The sequence below is a fragment of the Vibrio sp. 1402 genome, from assembly GCF_033340275.1.
Map to the genome: position 1 here is coordinate 1 of NZ_JAWOWE010000029.1, position 11,437 is coordinate 11,437.

Here is an 11,437-nt window from a genome sequence, read left to right on the forward strand (position 1 = left end):
TTCAGGTAAAGGCAGAGGGTCTGGATATCCCTGTCATTCATGACCTTCAATGCCTGTTGTCTGACTACTGAGAAGGGCTGATTGTCATCAATATTCTCGTCAACAAACAGGTGAAGTAGCTCTGCCGCTTTCGTGACATTGTCCGCAGCTGACTGCCAGGACAGGAACACTGCTTGTTGTGCAAAGGCGTTGGCGGCTTCCTGTTGTTTTCGGATATGGTAAACAAACCCATCCGTCAGGCGCTCCAGTGCAAGTTGCATGCGCTCTGTCAGATGACACAGTAACCACAGGTGCTGCTGTGAGCGTTTGAAGCGCCGCACTTTACTGCCGTAGTAATCAATAAGGCCGCTGAAGTGTTGTCGATTTTTTAGCGACAGATTGAGCCTGTCCACAACGTCATTTATTTGCGTGTGCCATGGTGCTAACCGGTGGTAAATGGCGAGCTCTTTTTTAAGCTCAGGCACGGTCAGACTTTTGGCACCACCCCTGAGATGGCTCAGACTCAGCCCGTCGTCTTTAGTAGTGATTATGTTGTCCAGAAAGACGTTAAGTTCATTACTGGTAAGTTGATTCAGTTGGAGCGTCAGGTCTTTTCTGACCTGTTGCATTGTGCGGCTTATCAGTCTTTGAAGCACGGAGTACTTAGGAATGGCAATGTTATGGCTGGCAAGGTATTCAATGGCCGCATCAAAGAGGTGTCGAGGCTCCAGCCAGGCATGACCAATGTAAACCAGGTGGTGGCACAGAGCATTGAGGTGCTGTTTTTCATTCCACTTATTGTAATTTAGTAGACGCAGTATCCTTGAGTAAATACGGTCACGCTGCATTTTACTGACACTGAAAGGCCTGATCCCTTTACCTCTTTGAATTTGGGAGGCAATAAACTGCATGTCGATACTGATATCACGGAAACTCGGAGCAATGATCACTGGCTTAGATTTAAAATAGCCCAGAAGCGCCACGAAATAACAACGATGTTTAGTAAGCCTGATAGTACGGCATTCGGCCTGTTCTACATCGTTTAGCGAAAAATACAAACGTTGTTCCTCAATAGAAAACTGAGGTGCTGAATACAAGTCTCGTTGTTCTGCCTGAGTCAGAATCGAGAGTTCATTACTAATTGCCATGATGAATAAACGCCAATATGATTGATGGTGTTTATATAAGATGGCAGAATATTGGAAGGTAACCCACCGCCACAGACCATATAATATAATACCTGTAGCGTTCTATGTTACTTTAGAGGGGAAAATCCCTAGAACCCCAAGAAGTTACGTTCCTTGAGTGCCTTAGCTAGCAACGATTCTGTAGTCGCTTGAAGTACGTTTAAAGATTTTAGATGTCCTATTAGTCTACCCATCGTCTTATCACTAACTTCCTGATCAAAGCTATCAAACTTAGCCTCCCACTCCTCTTGGGTGTGCTTAGACTTTGCCTCTCTTTCGTATAAATCACAAAAGATGAGCAACTGAATAATCGATTGCTCCACACATTGAGCACGATACATCGCTAAACCGTAATATGCGTAAACTTCTTTACAATGTTCTGATTTGTCCATAATAATTTTTTTTCGTTTGGGTCATATTTTCTCCACCTAACAAGGTGGCTAGCTCAAGATCTACATTTATAGGTCCCAATTGCACAACATCTCTACAAAGATGTATTCATTTAGCAACTAATTGACGTAAATTATTCTTCAACTGTCTAACTGTATCTGATTGAGACACTTCCCATTCTTTAGAAAGATACTGAATTACGGTATCAACATCTGAGGGGAACAGTATTTTTCCCGAAACTTTCGCAAAAGGTCCATCTGTTTCTAGAAGAATTTTATCTTTAGGTAACCAAGATATAAGTCGCTTTCCACGTGCTGAGAAAAGCATTGCTGGTCCAACTGAAAAATAACAACCTATATCGACAGCTTCTAATAACTGTTTTTTTGTCCCCAAAAACCAGTGGAGAACAGGGATGCCTGCTTTCGGGTGTTTTTTCAGACACATTAAGGTTTCGTCTACTGCATTCAGGCTATGTATTGTTAGAACTTTATCATTGAATGACTCACATTTTTTCAGAATGTGATTAAAAACCAATAATTGGTCATCAAAATGCTCTCTCCAGCCTTTTGATCCATCTAGTCCAATCTCACCTATATATTTAGTTTTCTCTATAAGTCGATCGAAAATTGGTAGTTCATTTTTCCTTAAATGAGCTAGCTGAGGGTGCAATCCCAAAGCGGTTTTGCAATGCTTAAGCCCTTTTGTGAGATTAACAGTGCCTTCGAAGGCTGAAGGCACTGTTGTTACAGATAATACGTAATAGTTTGAGCGTTCAATGTCATCCAATACCTTCTGATGTTCGGGGTATAGATCAACATGGCAATGCATATCCATCATGATGTTTTGTTAGCCTGTATAAACACTTCAACTTCCATCAAACCACGCTTAAGCGTTGATTCCAAGGCATTACGTATAGACTTATCTAGTGGGATTGGACCAGATTTACGTAGCCAAGATTTGTAATTATTGGTTTGCTTCAACCGGATAATGGCTGTTTGAACTGCTTGCAGGTCGTCTCTTGTATCCTTCTCTTTAATTAGCGTTTTCAATCGCTTTGTTTTATATGGTGCGTCATCATCAAAGCCAGCATGATGAACAGATGCTCTTCTAATTAGACAGGGCAAGCAGTGCCCACATTGTATGTGTTCTCTGTGCCAGTGGCTGCATGAAACGCTTAGCGGTACGGCTTTTTTAATAGCGTTTTGGTCAACGCACTCAGCCAACATCTCCCCCTTTGTTTTAAACTGATAAGGGTTTACGAATTTGACGTCAAAACCTATGCGTGTCAGCAATTCTTCCAACCTCTGCAAGAAGTTGGGGTGTGTGGTTCTCGTACTGTGACTACCTATTCGCCTTCTAGTTAGTGGTGGATTGATTGAGATATAGCCATTCTCAGGAACGATAATGGTTTTAATACTGGCATCACAGTTAGCACTTCTCAGTGCGGAAATGCCCAATACGGCCATCGCCAAGAAGTTAAAGCTTCTCCCACGCATACTTATGTCCGTTCTGCCTTCATATGTTTTAATTATATGAGGAGAAATTGAATAGGAGAGCTCAGCAAATGGAGAAGACAACAAAGTCTTAATTTCTTCCTGTTTTGCACCATCTCCACGATAGGCGTGACTTACTAAGAGAGGCTTATATTCTGACTCTCCATTAAGGATATCAATAGCACCCACTGCACTATCAAGACCGCCAGAAAATAGGCAAACAGCATTTTTTCCTAGAAGAGTTTTGGCTTTATATTTAGCCTGCTTACTTATCTTAGGTTTAGGCAGTTCCATTGATGTCTGCTCAAAAGTGAACATCCATTGATCGCCAGTAAGAAAGTTCAAAATTGAACTCAACTCAGCGCTTTCTGCATTCCATATATTCGGTTCACTTACAGGGATGTGAAGGTGCATTTGCCTTGACCAAGCATTCTCAGCCTTCTCTCTTAACTCAAAAGTATCTGCTGCGGTAACAGCGGAAGCAATTGTAATTAAATCGATTGCCTTAGGCTCAACAGCAACTCCCAAGTCTCTTACTGTTTGCAGTAGTCCTCTGGAAGCTAAGCTGTGTTTTTTTTGATCATATTCGTGAGTGTGGAATAGTTGTACAGGGTGGCATGACTCTGAATATTCAGGTAGTTGGTTTGGATTATCATTGAAGTAAAACTTAGTCATCGAAACTCTCCCATTCTTCAACGGTCATTGCGATGGTATCAGCTTGAATCTTGGTAATGTTATTTCTGGTGATATTGCTAGGGTTGCCATTAGTGACCTTGTCTAGCTGCTCCTGAGCTATTACCTTGATAAGCTCCCTTAGCTCAACTTCCATGCTATGGTGCTTGCTAGCAGGTTCTACGTGGAACCAAGCCCTGCCCATGCCTTCAACCACATCTTGGAAAATCAAGTCAGTTAAATAGCAGCCGATGGCTTGTTGGATTACTTCTTCAGTAAAACTATTTGGATCGAAATCTTCTGTATCTGGTAGCGCTTCTTCCAGCGCGTAATCTAAGGCAATTCTCACAGAGTCTGAGTCAGCATTATCAGGAGCCAAATGTGAAGCAATTCTATCAATAGCTTGGTCAGTGGATAGGCCTTTCAAGTCATTTAAGGAAAGGCTTTGGTTGTTGACAGTAACAGTGTCTCCACGCATTACTCCAAGTAAACCAGTACCAGCCGTTATCCCACTAGCCAACCTTCGGCTTGTGGTTTTTCCACCACCAGAGCCTTTTTTAGAATAACTCTTTAGTGCTCGCCTTAGATCAGAGCTTGAACCTCCGGCCTTGGCATAATTCCCGAATTCTCTTCTAGCTCCTGCAAAACGGTTTGCAGGATTGGCAGTACCAGATGGTTTGCCGATTTCCTGCTGAACTTTTTCATTGTCGATTTCCTTGTCACCTTGATTTTCCCCGTCCGGGCCACCAGTATCTTGAGCTGGCTCAATTGTTACAGGCGGACTTTGTTCAGCCCATGACGGAATGAGTGGGCTCTGGTTATTAGGGCCAGTTGATGATGCTGAAGTACCCATTAATACCTACTTTTCTAATTCCTTGATAATTACATTCAACCACCTTTGCTTTGGCAGTCCCTTCACGTAAGTTAGTAGCGCCTTTTTACATTTAGGCTCTTCAACTGCTAGTAGTCTCGCGCCATATATGCCTGGGGGAGCTTTTGACCAATCACTTACAGTCCTGAAGTTTTCAATTAGTCCATCCATCACAGCTAAATAGTCTTCTCTTGGGGTCGCTGCTATGGCATTTTGGTTTGTATGGCTTAGTCTTTCCGTTTGTTTCATTAAATCCTTCACAAGCTTTTGAGCAGCGCCGGACATAACTGCATTCACTAGGCCCATGGGGATACTCTCTCTACTTAAGTATGCCGCTGGGGTCAGGTTCACATTTGCAAACATCGGTGGTAGCTTCGACCACTTGTCAAGAAAGGCTAAATCTAGCTTCCACTCTTCTGGTAAATCCATATCATCGAATTCAGCTTCTGGATCTTCCAATTGAGCCAGAATCTTTGGAGAACCACTCTCTGTATCAATCAACTGATACAGTTTGTTTGTTGCTTGAGTCCCCAAACAACGCTCAAATATCACCAATTTGGTAATGGTTTTCTCATCCAGCTGCATACCACGACGGAGTGCTGTTTTTCTTCTCATTTTCACCTGATTTAAGAGGCGTTTAACAATTCGAGGGTTCCCATTTATATTGGAGGACTCTGCGAGCAATGGAGCAAGTTGTTCGGCCACGATGAACTTACTTCTGAGTTCGTCCTTACCCTGAACATCTTGAACTTTATCAACGTCCAAAAGCTCATCGACTGATATGGGTGACTGCTTCCAAGATAGCTGAAGAGACTGCTCTAGGCTTTCCCTAAGCCCCTCAAGCTGGTCACTCGTAACGCCATGATCTTGAGCTGTCAACATCATCAGGTAAGCTCTGATTTCTAGAGTACCAGGTCTTGGAACGTGTACTGGGATTTGAATTAATTTATCTAGGTAGTCTGTTTGGTGGCGCTGCGAAGCTCCCTTGTGATATTCCGGCACAGCTAAGCGGATCATATCTTCGTCTGCCGCAATCACGAATGCTGTATTTGGTAAAAACAAAAATAGTCGTATCGCTTCCAGCGTCGAAATTGCATTAAATGGCGAGCAACGGTCCAAGTTATCGACATAGACTATGAGTGGTTTATCAAATTCACTCAACAAGTCTGAGTACGCATTGCGGAACTCTTTAATTTCTTTTGGGGGTGAAAAAGCCTTTTTAGGCTTTAAAATTTCTTTGTTATCTTTAGCTATCTGCTTCGCACCATCTACTGCATCCTTGGCATCACCAAAGTCTAGTTCGCGATCCTCTCCACCACTGAATAGCCCCATCAACTTCTGAAAACCACCCATGGTGGGAACGCCAGCTAAAGCTGCACCACCATCCATCAATAATCCCAAAGATCTAATGATGTCAACACGTCCTGCAAACTCTTTAGCCTTCTTGCTCAAGCTGGCGTTGTCTTTCGCTTGGTTTACCAAGGTAGATGCAATTGTCTCTAATAGAGCCGCTTTAGCATCGTCATAGCCTTGATACATCCATGCATCGAAATGGACTTGAATGTAGTCTTGCTTCTCTTCAGATATTGATTTTTTGGTTAGCTCTAAGATTGTTGATTTTCCTGCCCCCCAATCCCCAAAAACGCCAACAGATATTGGCATCAATTCCTTTTCGGTGATTAGATCCTTAATCGATTCGGCAGTTTCACTAAAATTTAAAAAGTCTAGTGAGGACTCTTTATCAGACCACATTTAAACCCCATTTTGTCTACAAAATAGCTGTTTTCAACACGCACTATTTTCTGACTTTTAAGTCAAGCCCCAAAACTAGAGCGTTGGAACCATCTTTATTTGTTAAGACTTCTATTTTATTTGCCCGTACACTGACTTCTTCAGGTAACTCATCTTTAGAACAATGGATTACAAACTGAGTTTTGGTATTCTTGTAGCGGCTAATTAGCCCTTCATCTATGTACTTTTCAACATCTAATGGCGTTGAAAAAATATCCATATTCCTTTGAAGCTCTTCGGTTTCCTTAGTGTTCATATCTTCCTCATTTCTGCCAAAGCTATAACAGTCTATATCAAACTAAATATTCTGTTATTAGGAAAAATAGGTCAAATGATGACAAAAGAAGTGTGTCCCAAATCAGAGTCTGGCAAACTTCGGGGCATTTTCGATTTAGGAATGGCAGCGTATCGATTGCGATCGCGGCTATTTTAGCATGAGACTTTATTACTCTCTCACAGTAGAGTTAAAATAAAGCTAATCTGGTAAATAAAACGTCGGAACTGATTGCCAGGACTTTAAGTGACTATAAGACAGGAATCGAACTACCTGCCAGTTGCATTTGATACTTATTATCCCTGCTGGCAAGCGAGGTGACGAGCTGGTAGCTATTGCAATAGCTCAGAACAAGTGCTAGCCACTGGACGATAAACCTAACTTTGAAAGACTCTCTTCTCCTGTCAACACTGGGTGATAATGAAAGTGCGGTTTTAGACTTTCAGCAAACTGACTGACAACTTTTGGAAAGCCACTGTCTCCAGCTTGACTCTCGTAAGTTGAAATAAACGTAAAATCTAGTATCTCCATAGAAGGCAACGTCAACCATGCGTGAATATTGGCCATATTGGTAGGTGAACAGTCTAAAATTGATGACTTGATATCATCCTCAGTTAACTCAAAATATTTATTTCCATCAAATGTAATAGATCCAATAGTGAATATTGGTGGCGCTCCGTAAAAATGTTCTACCGCTTTCATTAGTTGAGAATGAATATTTAGACACTGTCCTACGAGATCGGTGTCTTTTAGTGGGTTATATAGATAATTTAGAAAATCCAAGCAATTTTGAAGGTTTTCATCACTACAAAATTTCGCATCTAAAGCCTTAAAGCGTGTATCAGACAATTTAAGGTACCTTGAGCGCTCAATCGCCAATTCGAACTCTTCCAAATATCTCAACTTCTGCTCCTAAGCATAAACGCCCTATTAAGGTTTGAGCAACGCAATACTGATGCCGCCGCATACCACCTTCATCACCTAAACCAACGCATAGTCAAAATGCCACACGTGCCGAATCACTCTTGAACAATTTGTTATGTTCATAGCTACTCTAAATCAACACTAAGGTTACTATCATTTTGGCCAACGGTTGTAGATCCAATACAGACATCTTGAAACACCACCAGCAATTCCTCCAAGTAGGATCAATGCCAGACCTTTAAACCCGGAAGATAGAGCATAGCCTAACTGTATTGATGTACTTCCCCAGCCGTTGGATAAGCCAGTTGATATAGCTAGTCCGAAGAGAATGATCAAGATAAAGCTAGTAATACTAATTTTCCACATTTTCATTACCAGAGAGAAAGCGAATGCAATGTAGATTAAGACCCTCAGCAATTCGATGAAGCCATAGTTAGCCATCCCAGCAAGAACATAGTTAATCGATTCGGTTAAGCTTAAAACCGCACTAAACAGAGCAAATATGGCCGCCCCCATGAAGATTACTTGTGGTAAATTGCTAACTGAAAGGTATACAAACAATCGGTTAAACAGCTGAGTAAAGAGTTTCGTCAATTTGTGTAATGAAGTGCGTACAGGGAATCCTATTTTGATCATTACTTATTTTCCATTGCTCTTAGCGCCTCACCCAGTAGCTCTTCTGTACTTAGATTTTTGTTATTAGCTAGGCTCTTATCAACTGTTCTCAGTGCCTTATATTCTGTACTTGTACTTTCGCCATCGATGTCTTCTTGTCGACGTCCATATGCAATGTAAATGTTATGAAAGACTCGATTGCGCTCCTCTCCAGTACAATCTAAATTTGCCAATTGCTTTTCAGCACCTTCAAACATGATGTCTAAGCTATCATCTGTTTTGGCTTTACAGAAATGCCGATAGGCTGTATCAATGCTTGTCTCTGTAGAAACGACAAATTTTTTCGTATTCATTTTAATAATTTTCTCATTCACTTAGCTAGAGTAATACTAAATCTATCCATGTAAGATAATATTTCAATTTCATTTTTATAAACTTCGGTAAGTTTACGTTTAGCTTTATTATACGCCCCTAACTTTCCATACTTCTCCACGGACACAACTGTAGTCTTTGTCGATAATGATCCGTCATCACCATATACATACCACTTGGCCAAATAATGGAGTTTTTTTCTTCGAGGGTCTGATTTGATAGGTGCGTTCTTTTCTATTAGTTTCGGCTCTAGACTATGGGGTAATCGGGTAAACAGTTCAGGCTCATTCAAGACTCTTTTCCAAAGCTTTTTCCCCCACAACTTTATGCCGATTTCGTTCCTTAACCTAATAGCTTTCTTTAGACCTTTCTTCTCTCCAATACGGATATAACCAACCGATCTATGAAGAATTTTATCTTCGGGTGTATGGATGTGAATCTTAAATGCAGTCTCAGCTTTTGAGATAAACCTAAGACCAGTGTTTGTCTCGAAATTGGATTTCATGTTCTAAGCTAATTATCCGTATAATTAATTGATATTTAATCTTCGTATTTACTGAGTTTGGTCTCCAAACTAGTGATCAATTCCGGTAGTTTAGATACATACTCTTTAAGCATAGTTATTTGATGTTTAGCTAGGCTTCGCGCTTGTTCAAGCTCCCTAGTTGTCACTAACTTTGAAGCATCTCCTCCAATATTTTTCCAAAGTCCTGCATCAAGTCTCTGGTTTTTATACTGTAGATCACCACCTTGAGTGCGAAAGCCGGTATCGGTTTCTTTGATTGCGATACGCTCTTTGATTTCCCCAGCTCCAACGGTGTAAATTTTAAAGGGAGCTTCGACCTCGGGTTTTCTTCTCGAAGACATGGGAATTCCTGCAATCTTACGACAGGTCTTGCAAATAGGTTTTCCGCTTAGTTTTGCATTTTCTATACTTTTGTGGGGGTCATTACTAAACCAAAGGTGTTTACCACATAGTGAGACCCATTGGCTTTCTTTGTTCTTACTCACATCGTGGTTAATATCAATAATACAAGGCATGTATATTCCTCAAACCTATCATGGCATTACTCACTATCAGAAAGTGTGAAGGGACTTCTTTGAAGTATCGCGTTTAAGGGGTAATTCAATCATCAAATTTACTCGGATAATTTAGCACATCACACACGTGCTGTCGATTAATTTCTATCCAATCACGATTTACTGCACCCCAATCTATTATCTTAAACTCACCACCTTTAGTGTGTTCAATTTTAATCTCCAATTCATGAATAGCTTTGATAGTATCCTGTGCCGTTCTACGAGGCATATTCGTTGCTTCCACTATTGCTGGGACAGTGTTAAAACCTCTATCAATTAGATATGCAACTAACAAACGTCTCAGAAATGAGGTTTGAGTTTTACTCGGCTTATTATCGTTCATGCTATCCTTCTTCGTTAAACAAGTTTTTTTTGAACAGTATTCATCATCTTCGGTAGGTAGTAATTCCCATTACACTGTAATATCTTACGTCATGACCTAGTTAACAAATGGTTTTCATTTAACCTAGCCTAGGCTTAGTAAACCATCTATACAACTAGACCACGACACAAGTGACAACGTCACGCAAAACTCAACCAAATTACTTTATGTTCCCGAACATATGCTTTAAGCAATGTGAAGTTCCAATATGCTGGTACAGTCTGTGTGAACGTAGTTTGTTTAATAGATTCGGACTCTTTAAATGCTTTATGCAGTCTTCGACTTCTCCCCGAGTAAAGAAACTACTTGGCATATTAAAATTAGTCGGGTGTACTGCCAAGCACCTCTCATTATTTGAGTCGGTATAAGTCATTTCAAACTCTAATTCCGGGTATATTTTCTGTAGCATGTTGATCTCATATACATAGCCCATATACTCATGATCAATGAACCTTTCGTGAATGTTTACGTTAGAAAGAGGGGAGGTATTTCTAAAAACTTCCTGGTTGTGGTGATAGAGGAACCGCGCAGTTATGGTCCTATGTTTTCCCTCTTCAATGAAGTAAGCATCCTCAACTTTTGTAAAAGAAATACCTGGTTTTACATGATGATCTAAATAGTAATTTGGATTTTCTTTGAGTTCCATTAGGGCTCGCTCAATACGTTTTAAGTGACGCCCACCTAAACAGTCCCCCCACTTCATCGCATCATAGCCTTGGCTATGACCAACAACGCGCTCTAAAGGAATACTGCCAAATCTCTTCTCAATATGTGGAAATAGATAAATTCCTCTACCCGTCAGATAATCGTCGAGAGGGAGTAATTCCGTATTGGTGAAATAAGCCGGATTTAGTCCATTTAGCTCCAGTATATTTGTTTTGATTGCCATACTCAGTTCCTCGTTAGTTTTTAAAGGTTTTAGCCACCGATTCGCTGGTGGGCTAATGAGCATATCAAGCAAAATGTCATCTCTACTACCTGAAGTCCCGCTTTTTGGAAGTCCAGTGATCGTATAGATAGAGTCGATTTATTCACATACAACCCCATCACCATCTCTATCGTTCATATAAGAGTATGCAGGATGTGATCTTCTTACTGGTGCAATACCATTTCTGATAGCTTCCTTGCAAGTAATCCTACCGTTATTATCTTCGTCATACATAAGTAACGGGGCGGACTTTGAAACGTTTCTCGTGGTTTTTATACTTTCCTCAGCAGGTTCATGTACGATCATTTCAGTGCTTGTGCAGTTTCTTAGTACCGAATCTAACGTTTCCACTTCTCTGCGGTCTACACTTAGAGCGTATTTCAACTTTACCTCGACCACTCTGGGGTTCTAGGGATTTTCCCCTCTAAAAAGACATAATCCTCTGTAGACCACACCAATAAATGGCTGCGGAGGTGGGT

Annotated in this window: 15 protein-coding genes; all 15 read right to left on the reverse strand. The window is 40.9% G+C overall.

The window, feature by feature from the left end; genetic code table 11:
• The coding region (locus tag R7044_RS23515) for a DUF4158 domain-containing protein (protein ID WP_206926118.1) at nt 1-1,127 on the reverse strand (1,127 nt) is incomplete at its 3' end.
• Nucleotides 1,128-1,255: 128 nt separating this feature from the next.
• Nucleotides 1,256-1,558, reverse strand: coding sequence for a hypothetical protein (locus R7044_RS23520; RefSeq protein ID WP_077284361.1), 303 nt, complete (start codon nt 1,556-1,558; stop codon nt 1,256-1,258).
• Nucleotides 1,559-1,664: 106 nt separating this feature from the next.
• Nucleotides 1,665-2,393 (reverse strand): Qat anti-phage system TatD family nuclease QatD, encoded by a 729-nt coding sequence (gene qatD / locus R7044_RS23525; RefSeq protein ID WP_025634089.1) that lies wholly within the window; start codon nt 2,391-2,393, stop codon nt 1,665-1,667.
• Nucleotides 2,390-3,724, reverse strand: a complete 1,335-nt coding sequence (qatC, locus tag R7044_RS23530) for a Qat anti-phage system QueC-like protein QatC (protein ID WP_025634087.1) — start codon at nt 3,722-3,724, stop codon at nt 2,390-2,392. Before qatC ends, qatD begins: the two co-directional genes overlap by 4 nt.
• Entirely contained in the window at nt 3,717-4,574 is an 858-nt protein-coding gene (locus tag R7044_RS23535; RefSeq protein ID WP_054574966.1) for a hypothetical protein, read from the reverse strand. The genes qatC and R7044_RS23535 overlap by 8 nt, the downstream gene beginning before the upstream one ends.
• 6 nt (nt 4,575-4,580) lie before the next feature.
• On the reverse strand, nt 4,581-6,344 hold the full coding sequence (locus R7044_RS23540; RefSeq protein WP_025634902.1) for a P-loop NTPase fold protein: 1,764 nt from the start codon (nt 6,342-6,344) through the stop codon (nt 4,581-4,583).
• A 43-nt stretch (nt 6,345-6,387) separates the two neighbouring features.
• Nucleotides 6,388-6,639, reverse strand: a complete 252-nt coding sequence (locus R7044_RS23545; RefSeq protein WP_025634901.1) for a hypothetical protein — start codon at nt 6,637-6,639, stop codon at nt 6,388-6,390.
• 375 nt (nt 6,640-7,014) lie between these two features.
• Nucleotides 7,015-7,506, reverse strand: coding sequence for a hypothetical protein (locus R7044_RS23550; RefSeq protein WP_139351521.1), 492 nt, complete (start codon nt 7,504-7,506; stop codon nt 7,015-7,017).
• Between the two features lie 228 nt (nt 7,507-7,734).
• Nucleotides 7,735-8,217, reverse strand: a complete 483-nt coding sequence (locus tag R7044_RS23555) for a hypothetical protein (RefSeq protein WP_025634898.1) — start codon at nt 8,215-8,217, stop codon at nt 7,735-7,737.
• A complete protein-coding gene (locus R7044_RS23560) occupies nt 8,217-8,549 on the reverse strand; it encodes a hypothetical protein (protein WP_029811850.1) in 333 nt (110 codons plus the stop codon). The genes R7044_RS23555 and R7044_RS23560 overlap by 1 nt, the downstream gene beginning before the upstream one ends.
• 17 nt (nt 8,550-8,566) lie before the next feature.
• Complete coding sequence (locus R7044_RS23565; protein ID WP_029811849.1) at nt 8,567-9,073, reverse strand: hypothetical protein; 507 nt, start codon at nt 9,071-9,073, stop codon at nt 8,567-8,569.
• A 35-nt stretch (nt 9,074-9,108) separates the two neighbouring features.
• Nucleotides 9,109-9,609: a hypothetical protein gene (locus R7044_RS23570; RefSeq protein WP_025634894.1), complete on the reverse strand. Its 501-nt coding sequence runs from the start codon at nt 9,607-9,609 to the stop codon at nt 9,109-9,111.
• Between the two features lie 85 nt (nt 9,610-9,694).
• A complete protein-coding gene (locus R7044_RS23575) occupies nt 9,695-9,991 on the reverse strand; it encodes a helix-turn-helix domain-containing protein (protein WP_025634893.1) in 297 nt (98 codons plus the stop codon).
• 199 nt (nt 9,992-10,190) lie between these two features.
• A complete protein-coding gene (locus R7044_RS23580; RefSeq protein ID WP_025634892.1) occupies nt 10,191-10,919 on the reverse strand; it encodes a hypothetical protein in 729 nt (242 codons plus the stop codon).
• A gap of 138 nt (nt 10,920-11,057) precedes the next feature.
• Complete coding sequence (locus tag R7044_RS28645; RefSeq protein WP_077284359.1) at nt 11,058-11,264, reverse strand: excalibur calcium-binding domain-containing protein; 207 nt, start codon at nt 11,262-11,264, stop codon at nt 11,058-11,060.
• Between the last annotated feature and the right edge of the window lie 173 nt (nt 11,265-11,437).

What these genes read in the sequence shown, in the direction of transcription:
- qatD (WP_025634089.1), bottom strand. Translation starts at nt 2,393, where the DNA reads ATGATGGATATGCATTGCCATGTTGATCTATACCCCGAACATCAGAAG.
- R7044_RS23560 (WP_029811850.1), bottom strand. Translation starts at nt 8,549, where the DNA reads ATGAATACGAAAAAATTTGTCGTTTCTACAGAGACAAGCATTGATACA.
- R7044_RS23580 (WP_025634892.1), bottom strand. Translation starts at nt 10,919, where the DNA reads ATGGCAATCAAAACAAATATACTGGAGCTAAATGGACTAAATCCGGCT.
- R7044_RS23565 (WP_029811849.1), bottom strand. Translation starts at nt 9,073, where the DNA reads ATGAAATCCAATTTCGAGACAAACACTGGTCTTAGGTTTATCTCAAAA.
- R7044_RS23555 (WP_025634898.1), bottom strand. Translation starts at nt 8,217, where the DNA reads ATGATCAAAATAGGATTCCCTGTACGCACTTCATTACACAAATTGACG.
- R7044_RS23570 (WP_025634894.1), bottom strand. Translation starts at nt 9,609, where the DNA reads ATGCCTTGTATTATTGATATTAACCACGATGTGAGTAAGAACAAAGAA.
- R7044_RS23575 (WP_025634893.1), bottom strand. Translation starts at nt 9,991, where the DNA reads ATGAACGATAATAAGCCGAGTAAAACTCAAACCTCATTTCTGAGACGT.
- R7044_RS23535 (WP_054574966.1), bottom strand. Translation starts at nt 4,574, where the DNA reads ATGGGTACTTCAGCATCATCAACTGGCCCTAATAACCAGAGCCCACTC.
- R7044_RS23540 (WP_025634902.1), bottom strand. Translation starts at nt 6,344, where the DNA reads ATGTGGTCTGATAAAGAGTCCTCACTAGACTTTTTAAATTTTAGTGAA.
- R7044_RS23545 (WP_025634901.1), bottom strand. Translation starts at nt 6,639, where the DNA reads ATGAACACTAAGGAAACCGAAGAGCTTCAAAGGAATATGGATATTTTT.
- R7044_RS28645 (WP_077284359.1), bottom strand. Translation starts at nt 11,264, where the DNA reads ATGATCGTACATGAACCTGCTGAGGAAAGTATAAAAACCACGAGAAAC.
- qatC (WP_025634087.1), bottom strand. Translation starts at nt 3,724, where the DNA reads ATGACTAAGTTTTACTTCAATGATAATCCAAACCAACTACCTGAATAT.
- R7044_RS23520 (WP_077284361.1), bottom strand. Translation starts at nt 1,558, where the DNA reads ATGGACAAATCAGAACATTGTAAAGAAGTTTACGCATATTACGGTTTA.